This is a genomic window from Mycobacterium sp. NGS33 (assembly GCF_059812885.1).
Map to the genome: position 1 here is coordinate 84,797 of NZ_JCALDN010000015.1, position 19,748 is coordinate 104,544.

Consider the following 19,748-nt stretch of genomic DNA (forward strand, 5'->3'; position numbering starts at 1 on the left):
GGCCACCACGCAGACTTCGACGACGCAGAGTTTGACCCCGCAGACTTTGACCACGCAGACCCTGACCCCGAACCTGGATCCGACGATCCCGGCGCCGATGATCAACGTGGCCGAATACGGGTTCGAGGGCCGCTTCGAAGAATGGGCTGAGCAGGCCGAGTACTTCGAGTACTCCAAGGCGGCCAACCCCATCGGGTCCGGACACGTCCCGCCGGTTCCGCTGCGCCGGTTCGATCCCGAGCTTTACCTCGACGCCCCGACCGGTGTGATCCCCCTGGACCTGTCGGGTGAGCTGGGCATCGGCACCGGCGCGGCCACCAGCCCGGCGCTGCTGGCCAACTTCGTCAGCATCCGCGCCAACGAGCAGATCGACACCAGCCCCAACGCGACCTCGCAGCTGTACTACGTGCTGTACGGGCGCGGCTTCGCGGCTGTCAACGGCCGGCTGATCGCCTGGGAGAAGGGTGACTTCGTGACCCTGCCCGCCGGCTGCCGGTCGGTGTTCTACGCCGCCGCGGACACGGCCATGTACTGGGTGCACGACGAGCCGCTGATGCGCTACCTGGGTACCGAGGCCACCCGGCCACGGTTCGAGGCGACCAAGTTCCGCCGCGCCGACGCGGTGGCCAAGCTCGAGGAGATCGCCGCGCGTCCCGGCGCCAACGAGAAGAGCCGGGTGAGCGTGCTGTTGGCCAACGCCAACCAGGAGCAGACGCTGACCATCACCCACGTGCTGTGGGCCATGTTCGGGGTGCTGCCCCCGAATCAGGTCCAGCGCCCGCACCGGCACCAGTCGGTCGCGCTCGATCTCATCCTGGACGCCCCGGCGTCCGGCTGCTACACGCTGCTGGGCACGCGTCTCGACGAGCGCGGCGACATCGTCGATCCCACCCGGGTGGACTGGCGGACCGGGTGCGCCTTCACCACCCCGCCGGGCATGTGGCACGCCCACTACAACGAGACCGACGAGCCCGCCCACCTGATCCCCGTTCAGGACGCCGGGCTGCACACCCACCTGCGCAGCCTGGACATCAAGTTCACCCAGCGCCGCGATCTCGTCGCCGGGTGATCCGTCCGGCGGGGCCCATGCACCGCCGGAGTTCGGCGAATAGTGTGGCTGGACATGAAGGTGCCCCTGCTGGGACCGGTGTCGCTCACGGGCTTCCAGAACGCCTGGTTCTTCCTGGTCTTGCTGATCGTGCTGCTGGTGATCGGGCTTTACGTCGTGCAGCAGTTCGCCCGGCGTCGCCGGGTGCTGCGCTTCGCCAACATGGAGGTGCTGGAGCGGGTCGCGCCGCCGCGGCCCAGTAAGTGGCGCCACGTGCCGACCATCCTGCTGGCCGCCTCGCTGGTGTTGCTGACCACCGCGATGGCGGGGCCGACGTCGGACGTCCGGATTCCGCTGAACCGCGCGGTCGTGATGCTGGTGATCGACGTCTCGGAGTCGATGGCCTCCAACGATGTGCCGCCCAACCGCCTGGCCGCGGCCAAGGAGGCCGGCAAGCAATTCGCCGACCAGCTGACGCCGGCGATCAACCTGGGGCTGGTGGAGTTCGCGGCCAATGCCACGCTGTTGGTGCCGCCGACCACCAACCGCGGCGCGGTGAAGGCCGGCATCGACGGTTTGCAGCCGGCCCCGAAAACCGCTACCGGAGAAGGCATCTTTACCGCGCTGCAGGCGATCGCGACGGTCGGTTCGGTGATGGGCGGTGGCGACGGTCCGCCGCCGGCGCGCATCGTGCTGGAGTCCGACGGCGCCGAGAACGTGCCGCTGGACCCCAATGCCCCGCAGGGCGCGTTCACCGCGGCCCGGGCCGCCAAGGCCGAGGGCGTGCAGATCTCGACGATCTCGTTCGGCACCCCGTACGGCACCGTCGACTACGAGGGCGCCACCATCCCGGTCCCGGTGGACGACCAGACCCTGCAGAAGATCTGCGAGATCACCGACGGCGAGTCGTTCCACGCCGACAGCCTGGACTCGCTGAAGAACGTGTATTCGACGCTGCAGCGCCAGATCGGCTACGAAACGGTGAAGGGCGACGCGAGCCTGGCCTGGATGCTGCTCGGCGCGTTCGTCATGGCCGCCGCCATCCTGGCCGGGCTGCTGCTGAACCGCAGGCTGCCCGCTTGAGGCCTCAGCTGGGCAGGCGGCGGTTGATCAGCAGTGCCAGCGCCGTCGCGATCAGCGCGGTCAGCACGGCCAGCCGCAACCATCCGGAGCTGCCCGGCCCCGGCACCGTGCGGTAGCCGATCTCGTTCTCGATGGCGTTGTAGCTCTTTTCCAGCTCGCCGAGGGTGGTCGCGGTGTAGGACTGCCCGCCGGACAGCTTGGCCACCATCTTCATCTGGTCGGTCGAGACCGGGACGGCGATGCGCTGCCCGTCCATCTCGATCTCGCCGCCCTTGGTCCCGAACGAGATCGTCGAGATGGGCACGCCCTCGTCCTTGGCCAGCCGCGCCGCGGTGTAGACGCCGTCGTGCGGATCGCTGGGATTGGAGGGCTTGTTCTCGCCGCCGTCGGAGAGCAGCACGATGCGGGCGGGCGGCGGCTTGTCGCCGCCGGCGACCGCGGTGGCGCTGACCGCGTGCAGCGCGGTGAAGATGGCCTCGCCGGTGGCCGTGCTGTCGGCGAAATCCAGCTTCTTCAGCGCGTCGATGGTGGCCTGGTGTTGCGGGGTCGGCGGCACCAGCAGATAGGGCGTGCCGGCGAACCCGACCAGCCCGAGGTTGATGCCGGGCGTGAGCTGGCCGGCGAACTGGGTGGCGGCCTGTTCGGCGGCCTTGAGCCGGTTGGGTTCGACGTCGGTAGCCCGCATGGACTGCGACATGTCGATCACCAGCATGATGACGGCGCGGTTGCGCGGGATGCGCATGTCGTGGGTGGGGGTGGCCAGCGCGACGGTCAACAACGCCAGGCTCAGCAGCGACACGGCGATCGGCAGGTGCCGCCACGGCGACTGCGGCACCGGGGTTTCGGTGTACCGGTGCAGCCGTTGGCGGCGCCGGGCAGCGACGTACACGTAGAGGGCCAGCAGGGCCAGCGGCACCAGGCCGAACAACAACAGGCCCGGGCGCTGGAACCCGTAGAGCGGTAGCGGGCCGATACCGGGAAGCGACACGTCACCCAACCTTCCCGTCCAGCCCGCAACCGTCAAACGGTGGCACTACTCGCGGCGCAGCCGTCCGTCGACGAACTGTTCCAGTTTCTCCCATTCGCGGACCGCCGCGGCGTACGGCGGTGACGGCTTGGTGACCGAGTCGGGCTCGAGCACGGCGGCCACCAACTTGCCCAGCGGCCGGCTGGTGTCGAGCGCCTTGTCGACGGCGGAATCCTCGGAGTAGTCGCCGATGTCGCGCAGCACCTCGACGGCCAGCTCCAGCTGCTCGCGATCCACGGCGTCCGGGCCGTCGGCCAGGTCGTCGACCAGCCCGCTGAGCACGTAGACGTTGTCGTCGGTGACCTCCACCGCCAGCGAGCCGTCGGTCGCGGCGGTGCGGATGTCGTCGTAGGTACTCAGGTCGGCCAGGTCGTGGTCGTGCTCGTCGGCCAGGTAGCGGGCCAGCGCGCGCTCGGAGGTGAAGACGCTGATGCGTCCGTTGCGGCCCAGGAAGATCGGCTGGTCGTCCAGGTAGCAGCGCAGCGTGTAAAAGGTCCCCGAACTCGTCATGATGCGGATCGGGTCGATGCCCACCTGCAGCCAGAAATCCTTGTCGCTGCCCAGCACCACGGTGTCGGCGCTGGCCCGCGCTTCGGTGGCTTCGTCCTCGTCCTCCTCGTCCACCTCGTCGGCCTCGTCTTCGGGATCCGCGGATTCCTCGACGGCCTCGCCGGCGTCCCCGGTGTCCCCGGTGTCCTCGTCCTCCTCGACCTCGTCGCGCTCTTCGGCGAGCTCGTCGGCCGCCTTCTCCGACAGCTTTTCGTCGACCTCGGGGATGGTGACGATGCCGTCGATCGCGGCGAGCACGTCGTCCCAGCTGCGGGCGATGACCTCGGCGATCGTGTTCCAGCGTTTCGTGCCGGCCTTGCCGGTGAAGTGCTCGATGCCGCCGGAGACGGTGCCCAGGACGGGGTTGCCGTTGAAGAACTTCGACACCGCCGCCAGCTCGCACACCGATCCGATGGACGACACGATGGCCAGCGTGCCGGCCAGCGCGTTCACCGAGTCCTCGGTGGGCTTCTCCGCCACCAGTTCCTCGACGGCGATCAGGTCGAACTGCTTGTCCTCGGCGGGGGAGAAGGCGTGCGCGTGCGCCGCGCGCAGCTCGCCCCACGACGGGTGGTCGGCCAGGTCGTTGTCGTCGTTGGAACGCACGAAGGCCACCAGGTCGGCGACGGACGAGAACGCGAACAGGTCCTCGTCCTTGCCCAGGAACGCCTCCCACTCGTCGCCGGAGTCACGCCAGCGGGGCGCCCACACGGTGTAGCGGTCACCATCGGACAGGCTCAGGCGGATGGGCACGAGGTCAGCAGCCATGCGGCACACAATAGCGACGGCCGCCGAAGGTGCTCATGGTGCCACCGTCGAGCTAGCCCCAGATATCGGTGATGGGCGCGGCGCTGGCGGCGTACCCGGTCTTGGGCAACCCGTACATCTGCTCCACCGTGGACAGCACGTTGTAGTGGTTGATCTGTTCGCTGTAGCTGCCGGGCCGGACGTGGGCGCCGTAGAACACCGTCGGGATCTGGTTGCGGTTGCCTCCGACATTGGAGTTGTCGTCTTCGTCGAACGTGACGATCAGCAGGCTGTTGTTGGCGGCCGCCCAGTTGGCGTAGCCGGACAGGTTGCGGTTCAGCCAGGCGTCGGCCTGCGCGATCGAGCCGTCGTGCATGTTGTCGTCGTTGTTGGGGATGACGAACGACACCGTGGGCAGGCTGGCGTAGTTGCCCATCGGGAACGCGGTGAACGGCAGCGAGTTCGCCGCCGGCACATTGGTGAAGTTGGCCCAGGGCACGTGCTTGCGCGCGTACTTGCCCGCGCTGCACACCGGTGAGCCGGCCGCGGGCAGGCCTTCGGCGAAGCCGACGAATGTGTAGCCCGCGGCGAGCAATTCGGATCCCAGGTTGGGTGCGGCGCCGCCGTTGACCGGGCACAGGTCCTTGTTCACGCCAAAGGTGTTGCCGGCGAACAGCGCCAGGTAATTCGGTTCGCTGGGGTGGGTTTCGGCGAACGACTGGGTCATGTTGGCGCCGGCCGCGGCCAGCGACGTGATGAAGGGCGCCGACTTGTTGCCGATGATGCCGCTCTCGGAGCGGTTCTCCTCGACCACGATCACGATGTGCGCGGGTTGCGGAACGGCCGCTGCCGCAAGGCCTATGCGCGGCGTCAACGGGCTGGCCGCCAGTGCCACCAACGCCAACGCGGCCAATGGCCGCAGGACCCGGTATACCCGGCCGACCAGCCTTCTCGGACTTCGAAATTCGCCCACCACGCCCGGAGTATATGAACGGGCGCAGGCGTTTTCCGGGACGGCGGTAAGCGTGTCAGGAGGGCTTTGCCCGATCGTTATATACCCTCGACCCCATGGAACTGTGCGTCATCGACCACCCGTTGGCCGCCGCCCGGCTGACGGTGCTGCGCGACGAACGCACCGATACGGCCGGTTTTCGCGCCGCGCTGCGCGAGCTGACGCTGATACTGATCTACGAAGCCAGCCGGGACGCGCCGCGAAAGTCCGTGCGAATTCGCACCCCGGTGGCGTCGACCGTCGGGACGCGCTTGGTCTCCCCGCCGCTGCTGGTGCCGGTGTTGCGGGCCGGGCTGGGCATGGTCGACGCCGCGCACGCGGCGATACCCGAGGCCGAGGTGGGATTCGTCGGTGTCGCCCGCAACGAGCAAACCCATCTGCCGGTGCCCTACCTCGAGGCGCTGCCCGACAGGCTTGCGTCCAGGCCGGTGATCATCCTCGATCCCATGCTGGCCACCGGCGGGTCGACGGCCCACACCATCGGTCTGTTGCAGCACCGCGGCGCAACGGATCTCACCGTGCTGTGCGTGGTGGCTGCGCCGGAAGGCCTTGCGGCGGTGAAGAAAGCGGCGCCGGACGCGCGGGTGTTCACCGCAGCGGTCGACAAGGGGCTGAACAAGTCGGCCTATATCGTGCCGGGCCTGGGCGATGCCGGCGACCGTCAATTCGGGCCCAACCTGTTCACCAGTTCTGCACCGCAGCGACCAGCCGCTCGCGCAGGGCGCGGGCGCGCCGCCGCGAAGAGTTCAGGTCGCCGTCGACCGCGCAGCGAATCTCCAAGTAGCACTTGAGTTTCGGCTCGGTCCCGGACGGTCGAACCACCAGCCTGATCGATGTGTCGTCGTCGCCGCCGGTGAAGATCAGCGCGTCGGTGATGTCGGTGAGGGTCGCGGCATAACCCGCCAGCGTTTCCGGTGGGGTCTTCCGCCACCGCCGCATCAGTTCGGCCGCCTCGGCGGCGTCGGCGACCCGGCGCGACACCGCCGCCACGTCGTGCACCCCGTACCGCCGCGCCAGCTCGTCGAGCAGGTCGCGGACCGTGCGGCCCTGTCGTCTGGTCTCGGCCACCAGGTCGCACACCAGCACCGCGGCGCTGATGCCGTCCTTGTCGCGCACGGATGCGGGGTCGACGCAGTGCCCGATCGCCTCCTCGTAGGCGTAGACCAGCGTGCCGCCGGGCACCTGCTCATCGGCGCGGGCCAGCCACTTGAAGCCGGTGAGGGTTTCCACGTGGAGCGCGCCGTGGCGCGCGGCGATGGCCGACAGCATCCGCGAGGACACCACCGTGCTGGCCACCACGGGGGCCGGTGTGCTGGTGGTGGATAGTATGTAATCGCCTAGCAGCCAACCGGTTTCGTCGCCGGACAGCATCCGCCACCCCTGGGTGTCGGGGATGCCGACGGCGCATCGGTCGGCGTCGGGATCCAGCGCGATCGCCACGTCGGCGTCGACATCGGCGGCCAGGGCCAGCAGCGCGTCGGTGGCGCCGGGCTCCTCGGGGTTGGGGAACGCGACGGTGGGGAAATCCGGGTCGGGTGCGAATTGCGCTCCGACGGAATGCACTTCGGCGAACCCCGCGCGCTGCAGCGCCTCGACGGCCACCGCGCCCCCGACCCCGTGCAGGGGGGTCAGTGCCACCCGCACCGTACCGCCGCCGCGCCGCAATCCGGCCGCCCGCTCGAGGTAGCGCCGCACCAGATCGGTCCGCGCGGGTTCGACCGGGGCCCTGCCGATCCGATCGGCCGGTGGGGCGGCGGCCATGGCGGCCTCGATCTCGCGGTCGGTGGGGGAGACGATCTGGATGCCGTCGTCGAGGTAGACCTTGTAGCCGTTGTCGGCGGGCGGGTTGTGCGACGCGGTGATCTGGATCCCGGCCGCCGCGCCGGTGTGGCGCACCGCGAACGCCACCACCGGGGTGGGCACGGGTCCTGGTAGCAGCAGCACCGAAAACCCTTGTGCGGCAAGAACTTCTGCGGCTACCGTGGCGAACGCCGCCGAGCCGTGCCGGGCGTCGCGTCCCACGATCGCCGTCGAACCGCGCAGGCCGCGCCCGGCCAGCACCTGCGCCACCGCCCACGTCGCTCGCGACACCACGGCGACGTTCATGGCGTCGGGTCCGCCGCGCACCGGGCCGCGCAGGCCGGCCGTGCCGAACTTCAGCGGGCGGGCGAATCGCGCGGCGAGTTCGTCGGGGCCGCACGCGGCGAGCTCGGCGGCCGTCCTCGGGTCGGGATCGTGGGCGATCCACTCCTCGGGCGTCATCCCCTAGAACCGGGGGAGCTGCTCGAGGATCAGGGCCAGCAGCGCCCCCATCCGGGTTGCCGCCGCGGCCCCGGCGGCCAGCACCTCGGCGTGGCTCAGCGGTTCGCCGCTGAGCCCCGCGGCCAGGTTGGTCACCAGCGACACCCCGAGCACCTCGGCGCCGGCCGCGCGGGCGGCGATGGTCTCGTGCACGGTGGACATGCCGACCAGGTCGGCCCCCAGTGTCCGCAGCATCCGGATTTCGGCGGGCGTCTCGTAGTGCGGCCCCGGCAGCCCGGCGTAGACGCCTTCGGTCAGCGTGGGGTCGGCCTGGCGGGCGAGTTCGCGCAACCGCGGCGAGTAGGCGTCGGTGAGGTCCACGAACTGCGGGCCGACCAGCGGCGACCGGGCGGTCAGGTTCAGATGGTCGCTGATCAGCACGGGTTCGCCGACGGCCATGTCCTGGCGCAGCCCGCCCGCCGCGTTGGTGAGCACGACGGCGCGCACGCCGGCCGCGCAGGCCGCGCGCACCGAGTGCACGACGTGGCACAGGTCGTGGCCCTCGTAGGCGTGGATGCGGCCGACCAGCACCAGCACGCGGTGGACGCCGATGCGCATCGACAACAGCTCGCCGGTGTGCCCGACCGCCGTCGGCGGCCGGAAACCGGGCACCTCGGCCTGGGGCAGCACGGCGGTGGGCGTCCCCAGCGCCGCGACGGCCGGGGGCCAGCCGGATCCGAGCACGATGGCGACGTCATGCTCGGCGATTCCGGTGCGTTCGGCGATGACCTCGGCCGCCCGGCGCGCGAGCTCGCCTGGGTCGGACGGGGTTTGGGTCACAGCCGGAGCCTAGCCCGGCGACGGCGAGTGCCGGCAACGGCGCGAGTGAGGAGCCGGGCCATCGGGCCATCGGGCCTAGCGGTGGGGAGGTGTCGCCGGTATATGTCAGGATCTGCCGTATGAATCTTCGTAGGTGGCCGGTGGTTGGCCCGGTCATGGCGGTGGCGGTCGCCGTTGCGCTGTCAGTGGTTTCGCTCACACTGGGCCCGGCGCCGGCGGCCCGGGCGGACTGCCCGGACGTGCAACTCATCTTCATCCGGGGCACCGCGGAGCCGCCCGGCCTGGGGGCCGTCGGCGACGCGCTGTTCGCCGCGCTGCAACCCGCGCTGGGATCGCGCAGCGTCGACTCCTACGCGGTGAACTACCCGGCCAGCTACAACTTCCTGACCACCGCCGACGGCGCCAACGACGCGCGTGACCACATCGCGCAGATGGTCGATTCGTGCCCGTCGACGCGGCTGGTGCTCGGCGGCTTCTCGCAGGGCGCCGCCGCGGTGTCGATGCTCGCGGGGGTGCCGCCGGTCGGCCAGCGGATCGGCAACTTCGGGTCGGCGCCCGCGCTGGATCCCGGACTCGCCGGCAAGATTCGGGCCGTCGCGGTGTTCGGCAACCCCGGCAACCGCTTCAATACGCCGCTGTCGTCGACGGGCGCCTTCGCCGGCCGCGCCATCGACCTGTGCAGCGACGGCGACCCGGTCTGCGTCGTCGGCGGCCGCGACCGGGAGGCGCACCACGTCTACGAGGAGCCGCCGTATCCCGGTCAGGCGGCCGGATTCATCGCCGGGCTGGTGTAGCTTTCAGGCCCTCTGGGGCCGAGACCGGTGAGTGAGATACTGCGAGAGTGCCCACAACCCCGTTAGACAGTGTCGAAGATGTCGTGCGGCGGCGTGGTGCCGACCTGGTCGAGTTGTCCCATGCCATCCACGCCGAGCCTGAGCTGGCCTTCGCGGAGCATCGCAGCTGCGCCAAGGCGCAGGCGCTGGTCGCCGAACGCGGCTTCGAGATCACCGCGGGCGCCGGCGGGCTGGACACCGCCTTTCGCGCCGACTTCGGCAGCGGGCCGCTGACCATCGGCGTCTGCGCCGAATACGACGCGCTGCCCGAGATCGGCCACGCCTGCGGCCACAACATCATCGCGGCGTCGGCGGTGGGCACCGCCCTGGCGCTGGCCGAGGTGGCCGACGAGCTGGGCCTGCGGGTGTCGCTGCTGGGGACACCGGCCGAGGAGGCCGGCGGCGGCAAGGCGCTGCTGCTCAAGGCCGGGGTGTTCGACGACATCGCCGCGGCGGTCATGCTGCACCCCGGGCCGGCCGACATCGCCGCGGCCCGGTCGCTGGCCCTGTCCGAGGTGACCGTGAACTACCGCGGCAAGGAATCCCACGCCGCCGTCGCGCCGCACCTGGGCGTCAACGCCGTCGACGCGGTGACCGTCGCGCAGGTGGCCATCGGTCTGCTGCGGCAGCAGCTGGCGCCCGGGCAGCTGGTGCATGGCATCGTCACCAACGGCGGGCAGGCGGTCAACGTCATCCCGGACCGCGCGGCGGTTCAGTACGCGATGCGCGCGGTCGAATCGGAGTCGCTGCGCGAGCTGGAGGGCAGGGTGTACGCCTGCTTCGCCGCGGGCGCGCTGGCCACCGGCTGCGAATACGACATCGACAATCCCGCACCCCCGTACGACGAGCTGCGGCCCGACGAGTGGCTGGCCGACGTGTTCCGCGAAGAGATGTGCCGGCTCGGCCGCGAGCCGGTGGCCCGCGAGTACGAGTCGACGTTGCCCATGGGCAGCACCGACATGGGCAACGTCACGCACGTGCTGCCGGGAATTCACCCGATCGTCGGGGTCGACGCCGGCGGGGCGATGGTTCACCAGCGCGCCTTCGCCGACGCCGCCGCCGGCCCCAGCGCCGACCGCGCGGTCGTCGAGGGCGCGATCATGTTGGCGCGCACGGTGGTCCAGCTCGCCCAGACGCCCGCCCAGCGCGACCGGGTGATGGACGCGCGGGAGCGCCGGCGGGCCGGGGCGCGATCATGAGCCTGGTCGACGCCGCCGATTCGTGGCTGGCCGCCCACCAGCAAGAGCTGGTCGAATGGCGCCGGCACATTCACCGCTATCCCGAGCTGGGCCGCCAGGAGTACGCCACCACCCAGTTCGTCGCCGAGCGGCTGGCCGAGGCCGGGCTCAACCCCAAGGTGCTGCCCGGCGGGACGGGGCTGGTCTGCGACATCGGGCCCGAGCACGAGCCCCGGATCGCGTTGCGGGCCGACATGGACGCGCTGCCGATGGCCGAGCGCACCGACGCCCCCTACGCCTCCACCATGCCCAACGTGGCACACGCCTGCGGCCACGACGCGCACACCGCGATCCTGCTGGGCGCCGCCCTGGTGCTGGCGTCGGTGCCCGAGCTGCCGGTCGGGGTGCGGCTGATCTTCCAGGCCGCCGAGGAGCTGATGCCCGGCGGGGCGATCGACGCCATCGCCGCCGGCGCGATCACCGGGGTGTCGCGGATCTTCGCCCTGCACTGCGACCCCCGGCTGGAGGTCGGCAAGGTCGCGGTCCGGCACGGCCCCATCACCTCGGCGGCCGACCAGATCGAGATCACGCTGTACTCGCCCGGCGGGCACACGTCGCGCCCGCACCTGACGGCCGACCTGGTGTACGGGCTGGGCACGCTGATCACCGGGCTGCCCGGGGTGCTGTCGCGGCGCATCGACCCGCGCAACGGCACCGTGCTGGTGTGGGGCGCCGTCAACGCCGGGGTGGCCGCCAACGCCATTCCGCAGAGCGGCGTGCTGGCCGGCACCGTGCGCACCGCCAGCCGGCAGACCTGGGTGGGCCTCGAGGAGATCATCCGGGAGACGGTCTCCGGGCTGCTGGCGCCGCTGGCCATCGAACACACCCTGCAATACCGGCGCGGCGTGCCGCCGGTGGTCAACGAGGACCTCTCGACGCGCATCCTCACCCACGCCATCGAAGCCGTCGGCCCCGACGCGCTGGCCGACACCCGTCAGTCCGGGGGTGGCGAGGACTTCTCCTGGTACCTCGAGGAGATCCCCGGTGCGATGGCGCGGCTCGGGGTGTGGCCGGGGGTGGGGCCCCAGCTCGACCTGCACCAGCCGACGTTCAACCTCGATGAGCGGGCCTTGCCGATCGGGGTGCGCGTGATGACCAACATCGTCGAGCAGTCGGCCGCGTTCGAGCTGTTCTAGGCGCCTACGACGGTCGCGCGGCCGTGGCGCGGACGACGTGCTCGGCGATGCGCTCGTACGTCCGCCGCGTGACGTCGCCGGCCGCGCTCATGATGTTGTAGCCGTGGTCGACCCCGGCCACCTCGTGGTACTCCACCAACGCCCCGGCGGCGCCGAGTTTCTCTGCGTACCTGCGGGCTTCGTCGCGCAACCGGTCCTGCTCGGCGGTCACGACCAGCGCGGGCGCGATGCCGGCGAGGTGCTCGGCGTTGTCGCCCCAGGCGGGCGAGACCAGGCGGTCGCGCCGCCGCGCCGGCTCGGGGATGTAGGCGGTGTCGAAGACCTCGCTCATCCAGGGCTTCATGATCGCCCGGTTGCCGATCGTGGACGACTTGTCGCGGCTGGGCGTGACCAGGTCCAGCGGCGGGTAGTGCAGCACCTGCAGCGCGATCTCGGGGCCGCCGTTTTCCAGCGCGAGCCGCGCCGCCGCGGCAGACAGGTTGCCGCCCGCGCTCTGGCCACCGACGCACAGCCGGGTGCCGTCCCACTCGCGGTCGGGGCCGGCGGCCCAGCACACGACGTCGTAGATCTGGTACACCGCGGCGGGGAAGCGGTGCCGCGGCGCCAGGGCGTAGTCGGGGTTGATCACCAGCACGCCCGCGTTGGCGGCCAGGTAGCGGCACCACGGATCGTCCTGCTCGGGGTGTCCGACCACGAAGCCGCCGCCGTGCACGTTGACGTAGACGGGCGGGTTCGTCGCCGCGGGCGGGTGGTAGACGGTCGCCGACACCGGGCCGTGGCGGGTGGGGATCGCGACCTCGGAGGTTCGGCCGGTGATCTCCGGGAAGCGCACGGCGGCCTTGGGAGTCGGGTTGATGGCGGCCGCGAACGCGCGCGCCGCCGCGTCGGCGATCAGCGGTACGGACAGGATGGACAGACGATTCTCCTTCTCCCGGCGCCCCCCTCGGATCGGGGCGCGCATCGTCGGTCTGTCTGTTTACCCTGCCGGTCGGCGTCGGGCGAATGGTTTTTGGCGGGCGCCGCCGGCGAGCGGGGTCAGGCGCTGGTCCCAGGACCGATGTTTCGGGCCGGGCGGGTCCGCAGCCAGTGCACGTAATCGGCTGGCGCTCCGGCGATTTCGGCGGCGTCGGCCATCACACCCAGATAGCGGGCGGACGGCATGCCGCCTTCCCAGGCGTCCAGGACGTACAGCCACGCCAGGACCGGGTCTGTGTCGGTGTCCGACGATATCCGCTCCACCCGGCACCGGATCTTCTTGTGCACGCCGAACTCCGAGCCCTCCCAGCGGTCCAGGTTGTGCTCGTCCGCCGGTGTCATGTCGTAGAGGACGACGAACACCTTGGACCCCGGGTCCTCGACGACGCTGGCCAGCGCGCCCTCCCAACCGATGTCCTCGCCACCGAAGGTCAATCTCCACCCGTGCAGCCAACCGGTTCCGGCCATCGGCGAATGCGGCGCGCGTTTCTGCATCTGCTCGGGATCCATGTTCGATCCGTACGCGGCGTAGAGCGGCACGGGGAAAGCTTAGACGTCCGATGCTGGTGGGTCTTCCCCCGAGCATTCGCGGGGTCCCGGCCGCTTCGTTAGGTTGGGGCTGTGGTGACCCGCATCGTGATCCTCGGCGGCGGCCCGGCCGGTTACGAGGCCGCGCTGGTGGCCGCGACCTCGCACCCCGACACGACCCGCGTCACGGTCATCGAAACCGAGGGCATCGGCGGGGCGGCCGTCCTGGACGACTGCGTGCCGTCCAAGACGTTCATCGCCTCGACCTGGCTGCGCACCGAGCTGCGCCGGGCGCCGCGGCTGGGGTTCGAGATCGACATCGACGACGCCAAGATCTCGCTGCCGCAGATCCATGCCCGGGTCAAGCAACTCGCCACCGAGCAGTCCGCCGACATCACCGATCAGCTGCTCGGCATGGGCGTGCACGTGGTGGCCGGCCGCGGCGAGCTGATCGACCCCACCCCCGGCCTGGCCTGCCACCGCGTCAAGGCGACCGCCGCCGACGGCTCCACCCAGGAGTTCGAGGCCGACGTCGTGCTGATCGCCACCGGCGCCAGCCCGCGGGTGCTGCCGTCGGCGCCGCCGGACGGCGAGCGGATCCTGACCTGGCGCCAGCTCTATGACCTCAAGGCGCTGCCCGAGCACCTCATCGTGGTCGGGTCCGGGGTCACCGGAGCCGAATTCGTGCACGCCTACACCGAATTGGGCGTGCCGGTGACGGTGGTCGCCAGCCGCGACCGGGTGCTGCCCTACGAGGACGCCGATGCCGCGCTGGTCCTGGAGGAGGCGTTCTCCGAGCGCGGCGTCGAGCTGGTCAAGAACGCCCGCGCGCAGTCGGTCACCCGCACCGAGGACGGCGTGCTGGTCACCCTGGCCGACGGGCGCACGGTCGAGGGCAGCCACGCGCTGATGACCATCGGCTCCGTCCCCAACACCGGCGGCCTGGGCCTGGACCGGGTCGGCATCGAGCTGGGCCGCGGCGGCTACCTGACCGTGGACCGGGTGTCGCGGACGTCGGTGGCCGGCATCTACGCCGCCGGGGACTGCACCGGTCTGCTGCCGCTGGCCTCGGTCGCGGCCATGCAGGGCCGGATCGCGATGTATCACGCGCTGGGCGAGGGTGTCAGCCCGATCCGGTTGCGCACGGTGGCAGCGACGGTGTTCACCCGGCCCGAGATCGCGGCCGTCGGGGTCCCGCAGACGATGATCGACGACGGTTCGGTGCCGGCCCGCACCGTCATGCTCCCGTTGCGCACCAACGCGCGCGCCAAGATGTCGGGCCTGCGGCAGGGTTTCGTCAAACTGTTCTGCCGCCAGGCCACCGGCGTGGTGATCGGCGGCGTGGTCGTGGCACCGATCGCCTCCGAGCTGATCCTGCCGATCGCGGTGGCGGTGACGAACCGGATCACCGTCAACGAATTGGCGCAGACGCTGGCGGTTTACCCGTCGTTGTCCGGCTCGATCACCGAGGCCGCGCGGCGGCTGATGGCGCACGACGATCTGGATTAGCGGTTAGCCTTGGTGCAGCACGTCCTACTGACGAGTAACCGACAGGAGTTTCCCCAGTGCGGAGTCCTCTGCCGTGAGCAACCCGATTCAGGCACCCGGTAGCGCACAAACCTGGACGGCTTCGTCGCTGGGACCTCGGCAACGCGCGTTGGCCTGGGAGCGGCTGAGCACTGAGCAGTTCGACGTGGTGGTGATCGGCGGCGGCGTGGTGGGCTCGGGCTGCGCGCTGGACGCCGCGACCCGCGGCCTCAAGGTGGCGCTCGTGGAAGCGCGCGACTTCGCCTCGGGCACCTCGAGCCGCTCGTCGAAGATGTTCCACGGCGGCCTGCGCTACCTCGAACAGCTGGAGTTCGGCTTGGTGCGCGAGGCGCTCTACGAGCGTGAGCTGTCGCTGACCACGCTGGCGCCGCATCTGGTCAAGCCCATGCCGTTTCTGTTCCCGCTGACGCATCGGTGGTGGGAGCGTCCCTATACCGCGGCGGGCATCTTCCTCTACGACCGGCTGGGCGGCGCGAAATCTGTTCCGGCACAAAAGCATTTGACGCGCGCCGGCGCGTTGCGGCTAAGCCCCGGCCTCAAGCGCAGCTCGCTGATCGGTGGAATCCGTTACTACGACACGGTGGTCGACGACGCCCGGCACACCATGACCGTCGCGCGCACCGCCGCGCACTACGGCGCGGTGGTGCGGACCTCCACCCAGGTGGTCGCCATGCTGCGCGAGGGCGACCGGGTAACGGGTGTGCGGGTGCGCGACTCCGAGGACGGCGCGATCACCGAAGTCCGCGGCCACGTGGTGGTCAACGCGACCGGCGTGTGGACCGACGAGATCCAGGCATTGTCCAAGCAGCGCGGGCGATTTCAGGTCCGGGCGTCCAAGGGCGTGCACGTGGTGGTGCCGCGCGACCGCATCGTCAGCGACGTCGCGATCATCCTGCGCACCGAGAAGTCGGTGATGTTCGTCATCCCGTGGGGCAGCCACTGGATCATCGGCACCACCGACACCGACTGGAATCTCGACCTGGCCCATCCGGCGGCCACCAAGGCCGACATCGACTACATCCTGGAAACCGTCAACACGGTGCTGGCCATCCCGCTGACCCACGCCGACATCGACGGCGTGTACGCGGGGCTGCGCCCCCTGCTGGCCGGGGAGAGCGAGGAGACCTCCAAGCTGTCCCGGGAGCACGCCGTGGCGGTGCCCGCGCCGGGCCTGGTCGCCATCGCCGGCGGCAAGTACACCACCTATCGGGTGATGGCCGCCGACGCGATTGACGCTGCGGCCCAATTCATTCCAGCCCGGGTGGCGCCGTCGATCACGGAGAAGGTCAGCCTGCTGGGCGCCGACGGCTATTTCGCGCTGATCAACCAGGCCGAACACGTCGCCGAGCTGCAGGGCCTGCACCCCTACCGGGTGCGTCATCTGCTGGACCGCTACGGCTCGCTGATCGGTGACGTGCTGACCCTGGCGGCGCAACGGCCCGATCTGCTCACCCCCATCAAGGAGGCGCCCGGCTACCTGCGGGTGGAGGCGCTGTATGCCGTGACCGCCGAGGGCGCACTGCATTTGGAGGACATCCTGGCCCGCCGGATGCGCATCTCCATCGAATACTCACACCGCGGCGTCGACTGCGCCCGCGAGGTCGCCGACGTGGTCGCGCCGGTGCTGGGCTGGTCGGCCGAGGACATCGAGCGTGAGGTCGCGAACTACTCCGCTCGGGTGGAGGCCGAGATCCTGTCCCAGGCGCAGCCCGACGACGTGTCCGCCGACGAATTGCGGGCCAGCGCGCCCGAGGCGCGCGCCGAGATCCTCGAGCCGGTCCCGCTCAGTTGAGGTCCTGACAATGGCCGGTCGGCCGGCGCCACTGCCGGTGCGGGACGGACTCGGCCCGGCGCGGGTGCGGCTGCGGGGCGGGCCGGTGCTGGCCGAACTCACCGACCGGTTCGGCGCGCGGGCCCGCGCCAAGGTGCTGGCCGGCGAGGTCGTCGGCGCCGACGGTACGGTAATCGATTGCGCCACAGCGCTTCCCGCGGGAGCGAGCGTCTACCTGTATCGCGAGCTGCCGGACGAGGTGCCCGTCCCGTTCGACATCCCGGTGCTGCATCGCGACGACGACGTCGTGGTCGTGGACAAGCCGCACTTCCTGGCCACCATGCCGCGCGGGCGCCACGTCGCGCAGACCGCGCTGGTGCGGCTGCGCCGCGATTTGGGGTTGCCCGAGCTGAGCCCGGCGCACCGGCTCGACCGGCTGACCGCCGGGGTGCTGCTGTTCACCGCGCGGCGCGAGGTCCGCGGCGCCTACCAGACGCTGTTCTCCCGCGGACTGGTGACCAAGATCTATCTGGCCCGGGCCGCCGTCGACTCGCAGCTGGAGCTGCCCCGCCTGGTGCGCAACCGGATCATCAAGCGCCGCGGCAACTTACAGTCGGTCATCGAGCCCGGTGCGCCCAATGCGGAGACGCACGTGGAGCTGCTATCGCCGGACGGGCTCTACCGGCTGACCCCGCGCACCGGGCGCACCCACCAGCTGCGGCTGCACATGGCGGCCCTGGGGATACCGATCGACGGTGACCCGCTGTATCCCGACGTCGTCGACGTTGCCGCCGACGACTTCAGCACGCCGCTGCGGCTGCTGGCGCAACGCATCGAGTTCACCGATCCGCGCACCGGTGAGCGACGCGAATTCGTCAGCCGTCGCCTGGAGCCCTAGGTCGCGTGGACGGCCGCGGGACCGGGTAGCCCGCGGCTATGGACATCACCGTCACGTACGTCGGCAACGCGACCACACTCATCTCCGCGGGCGAGCTGACGCTGCTGACCGACCCCAACTTCCTGCACCGGGGGCAACGCGCCTACCTGGGCCACGGCCTGGTGTCCAAGCGGCTCAAGGAGCCGGCGCTGCGCATCGACGAACTGCCACCGATCGACGCGATCGTGCTCTCCCACATGCATGGCGACCACTGGGACAGGGTGTCGCAGCGGGGCCTCGACCACGGGCTGCCCGTCGTCACCACCCCGCACGCCGCCCAGCGACTGCACAGGCGCGGCTTCGCCCAGGCGCGCGGCCTGCGGACGTGGCAGCAGCACACGATGACCAAAGGCGGCGCCACGCTCACCCTCACGTCGCTGCCCGGGCGGCACGCGCCGGGATGGAGCCAGCGGCTACTCCCGCCGGTGATGGGCACCATGCTGGAGTTCGACGACGGCGCCGGCGCCGCCCGGCGACGGCTCTACATCTCCGGTGACACCTTGCTAATCGAGGAGCTCAAGGAGATTCCCGCCCGCTTCGACCCGATCGACGCGGGCATGCTGCACCTCGGCGGCACCCGGCTGCCGGCCGGCGGGCGGCTGCCGTTCGGGCTGACCGTGACCATGGACGGCCGCCAGGGCGCCGAGCTCGTCGCGATGCTGGCCCTGCCCAAGGCCATCCCCGTGCACTTCGACGATTACAGCGTCTTCGCGTCGCCGCTGGCCGACTTCACCCGTGAGATGGAGCACAGGGGCCTGGGGGACAGGATCGTCGCGGTGAACCGCGGCGCCGCGGTGACCGTGTAGGAAGGCGGCCGCTTTCGAGTAGTGCCCCTGGCCAGCAAATGTCAAATCGCTCTCAGCTTTGGGTATAGGGTGTCCTAACACCGGGCAGTCGAACTGGGAGGTACCGACCGCAGGTGACAGGCTTCGACGTGCAGAGTTTGACGGTTCTTCGCGGCCTGGTCAACGCAAATTTGCTGAGGCGTTCTCAGCGTGGGCATTGTGAGACGTGATGGATCTTTTTGCACCCCCCGAGGTCACCTCGACGCTCATCCACACCGGGCCGGGCGCGGGCTCGCTGATCGAGGCCGCCGGCGCGTGGCAACGCGTCGCCGTCGAGCTGGAGAATTCGGTCTCCACCTATGCCTCGACGCTGTCGTCGCTGATCGAGTCCTGGGACGGGCCGTCGGCGATGGCGATGCTGCAATCCGTCCAGCCCTACCTGCTCTGGCTGCGCGAGACCGCGCAGCAATCCGCGCAGATGGCCACCTCGGCAGAGGCCGCCGCGTCGGCGTTCACCGCCGCCCGCGCCTCGATAGTGCCTCCGGCGGTGGTCACCGCCAACCGGACGCGATTGGCGCAGCTGCTGGCCACCAACCGGTTCGGCACCAACACGGCCGCCATCGCCGAGACCGAGAACGAATACCAGACCATGTGGGCGAACAACTCGGCGGCGATGAGCCGGTACCAGGCGTCGTCCTCGCAGGCGACCACGCAGCTCTCGCAGTTCGCCTCGCCCCTGTCCATGACGACCGCGGACGGCACCGCCAACCAGGAACAAGCGGTGGCGTTCGCCACCAACGACGCCGCGGGCTCGTCGTCGACCAGCTCGATACTCGACGCCCTTAGTTCGGCCGGCATCTTCGGCAGCGACGGCGACCCGAACAGCGGGTGGTTCGGCTACTGGAGCACCTGGGGCAACCAGTTCATCTCGTCCGGCTTCCCGATCAACATGCTGAGCTACCTCGCGCAGAACTCGTCGGCCAGCGCGCTGCAGAGCGTGGGCGGCGACATCGGCACCGGCCTGTCCGAGGGCCTGGGCGCCGCCACGGCGAGCCTGTCCAGCGCCGTCAAGGACGTCGGCGCGGGAATGGCGCCTTCGGGCGCGATGGGCGTCGGGGTGTCGCTGGGCAAGCTGACCGCGCCCCCCGCCGTGGTGGGGCTGTTGCCGGGCACCCAGACCGGGGTGCAACTCGCGTCCGCCGCCTCGCCGCTGCCCGCGGAGTCCGGGTTCCCGCTGATGCCGATGATGGTGCCGCCGACGACGGCCTCGGCCGGCACCGGCTGGCGAAAACGTAAACAGCAGAAGTACGAGGACGTTGCCCTCGGCCAGGAGGTCAAAGGCAAAGTGATGCCTCGTAACCCATCGGCGGGATGACCTTGACGATGGCGCCCCACGACTGCGGACGCCGTACCCCGCCACCGGGCAGGTCAACGGCGACCAGCAGCAGGA

General features: G+C 70.6%; 18 protein-coding genes. 11 read left to right on the forward strand and 7 right to left on the reverse strand.

Going from position 1 to position 19,748, the window contains the following annotated elements; all coding sequences use genetic code 11:
- Positions 1–97 precede the first annotated feature (97 nt).
- Both AC5Y5B_RS19995 and AC5Y5B_RS20000 read left to right on the forward strand, forming a co-directional pair.
- Complete coding sequence (locus AC5Y5B_RS19995) at positions 98–1,069, forward strand: cupin (protein ID WP_500006192.1); 972 nt, start codon at positions 98–100, stop codon at positions 1,067–1,069.
- Between the two features lie 54 nt (positions 1,070–1,123).
- On the forward strand, positions 1,124–2,131 hold the full coding sequence (locus AC5Y5B_RS20000; RefSeq protein WP_500006181.1) for a VWA domain-containing protein: 1,008 nt from the start codon (positions 1,124–1,126) through the stop codon (positions 2,129–2,131).
- 4 nt (positions 2,132–2,135) lie between these two features.
- On the opposite strand, the gene AC5Y5B_RS20005 is transcribed toward AC5Y5B_RS20000, so the two are convergent.
- Genes AC5Y5B_RS20005 through AC5Y5B_RS20015 form a run of 3 tightly spaced genes read right to left on the reverse strand, consistent with a single transcriptional unit; the run spans position 2,136 to position 5,430 of the window.
- Positions 2,136–3,119: a VWA domain-containing protein gene (locus AC5Y5B_RS20005; RefSeq protein WP_500006182.1), complete on the reverse strand. Its 984-nt coding sequence runs from the start codon at positions 3,117–3,119 to the stop codon at positions 2,136–2,138.
- A 45-nt stretch (positions 3,120–3,164) separates the two neighbouring features.
- The gene (gene satS, locus AC5Y5B_RS20010) at positions 3,165–4,475 is read right to left on the reverse strand and encodes a protein export chaperone SatS (RefSeq protein WP_112633641.1); all 1,311 of its coding nucleotides are present in this window, start codon (positions 4,473–4,475) and stop codon (positions 3,165–3,167) included.
- 52 nt (positions 4,476–4,527) lie between these two features.
- Entirely contained in the window at positions 4,528–5,430 is a 903-nt protein-coding gene (locus AC5Y5B_RS20015) for an alkaline phosphatase family protein (protein ID WP_500006183.1), read from the reverse strand.
- A 92-nt stretch (positions 5,431–5,522) separates the two neighbouring features.
- Here AC5Y5B_RS20015 and upp point away from each other — a divergent pair, with 92 nt between their 5' ends.
- Positions 5,523–6,257 carry a uracil phosphoribosyltransferase gene (upp, locus tag AC5Y5B_RS20020; RefSeq protein ID WP_500006184.1) on the forward strand — a complete coding sequence of 245 codons (735 nt, stop codon included), beginning with the start codon at positions 5,523–5,525 and terminating at the stop codon, positions 6,255–6,257.
- Here the strand turns inward: upp and AC5Y5B_RS20025 are convergent.
- Both AC5Y5B_RS20025 and AC5Y5B_RS20030 read right to left on the reverse strand, forming a co-directional pair.
- Positions 6,148–7,728, reverse strand: a complete 1,581-nt coding sequence (locus tag AC5Y5B_RS20025; protein WP_500006185.1) for a phospho-sugar mutase — start codon at positions 7,726–7,728, stop codon at positions 6,148–6,150. The two genes, upp and AC5Y5B_RS20025, sit on opposite strands and share 110 nt — an antisense overlap.
- Before the next feature lie 3 nt (positions 7,729–7,731).
- Positions 7,732–8,547 carry a purine-nucleoside phosphorylase gene (locus tag AC5Y5B_RS20030; RefSeq protein WP_500006186.1) on the reverse strand — a complete coding sequence of 272 codons (816 nt, stop codon included), beginning with the start codon at positions 8,545–8,547 and terminating at the stop codon, positions 7,732–7,734.
- A gap of 179 nt (positions 8,548–8,726) precedes the next feature.
- Here AC5Y5B_RS20030 and AC5Y5B_RS20035 point away from each other — a divergent pair, with 179 nt between their 5' ends.
- Genes AC5Y5B_RS20035 through AC5Y5B_RS20045 form a run of 3 tightly spaced genes read left to right on the forward strand, consistent with a single transcriptional unit; the run spans position 8,727 to position 11,754 of the window.
- Complete coding sequence (locus AC5Y5B_RS20035; protein ID WP_500006193.1) at positions 8,727–9,341, forward strand: cutinase family protein; 615 nt, start codon at positions 8,727–8,729, stop codon at positions 9,339–9,341.
- A gap of 47 nt (positions 9,342–9,388) precedes the next feature.
- On the forward strand, positions 9,389–10,579 hold the full coding sequence (locus tag AC5Y5B_RS20040) for a M20 family metallopeptidase (protein WP_500006187.1): 1,191 nt from the start codon (positions 9,389–9,391) through the stop codon (positions 10,577–10,579).
- The gene (locus AC5Y5B_RS20045; RefSeq protein ID WP_112633635.1) at positions 10,576–11,754 is read left to right on the forward strand and encodes a M20 family metallopeptidase; all 1,179 of its coding nucleotides are present in this window, start codon (positions 10,576–10,578) and stop codon (positions 11,752–11,754) included. The genes AC5Y5B_RS20040 and AC5Y5B_RS20045 overlap by 4 nt, the downstream gene beginning before the upstream one ends.
- A gap of 4 nt (positions 11,755–11,758) precedes the next feature.
- On the opposite strand, the gene AC5Y5B_RS20050 is transcribed toward AC5Y5B_RS20045, so the two are convergent.
- Positions 11,759–12,586, reverse strand: a complete 828-nt coding sequence (locus AC5Y5B_RS20050) for an alpha/beta hydrolase (RefSeq protein ID WP_500006194.1) — start codon at positions 12,584–12,586, stop codon at positions 11,759–11,761.
- A gap of 203 nt (positions 12,587–12,789) precedes the next feature.
- On the reverse strand, positions 12,790–13,269 hold the full coding sequence (locus AC5Y5B_RS20055; RefSeq protein WP_112633634.1) for a gamma-glutamylcyclotransferase family protein: 480 nt from the start codon (positions 13,267–13,269) through the stop codon (positions 12,790–12,792).
- 81 nt (positions 13,270–13,350) lie between these two features.
- On the opposite strand from AC5Y5B_RS20055, the gene AC5Y5B_RS20060 reads away from it, so the two are divergent.
- The 5 genes from AC5Y5B_RS20060 to AC5Y5B_RS20080 all read left to right on the forward strand — a co-directional run bounded on the left by AC5Y5B_RS20060 (position 13,351) and on the right by AC5Y5B_RS20080 (position 19,673).
- Positions 13,351–14,766, forward strand: coding sequence for an NAD(P)H-quinone dehydrogenase (locus tag AC5Y5B_RS20060; RefSeq protein ID WP_112633633.1), 1,416 nt, complete (start codon positions 13,351–13,353; stop codon positions 14,764–14,766).
- A gap of 73 nt (positions 14,767–14,839) precedes the next feature.
- Positions 14,840–16,597, forward strand: a complete 1,758-nt coding sequence (locus AC5Y5B_RS20065) for a glycerol-3-phosphate dehydrogenase/oxidase (RefSeq protein WP_500006188.1) — start codon at positions 14,840–14,842, stop codon at positions 16,595–16,597.
- Between the two features lie 10 nt (positions 16,598–16,607).
- Positions 16,608–17,474, forward strand: a complete 867-nt coding sequence (locus AC5Y5B_RS20070) for a pseudouridine synthase (protein ID WP_500006189.1) — start codon at positions 16,608–16,610, stop codon at positions 17,472–17,474.
- A gap of 38 nt (positions 17,475–17,512) precedes the next feature.
- Positions 17,513–18,319 (forward strand): MBL fold metallo-hydrolase, encoded by an 807-nt coding sequence (locus AC5Y5B_RS20075; RefSeq protein WP_500006190.1) that lies wholly within the window; start codon positions 17,513–17,515, stop codon positions 18,317–18,319.
- Between the two features lie 208 nt (positions 18,320–18,527).
- Complete coding sequence (locus AC5Y5B_RS20080) at positions 18,528–19,673, forward strand: PPE family protein (RefSeq protein ID WP_112633629.1); 1,146 nt, start codon at positions 18,528–18,530, stop codon at positions 19,671–19,673.
- Positions 19,674–19,748: the final 75 nt, after the last annotated feature.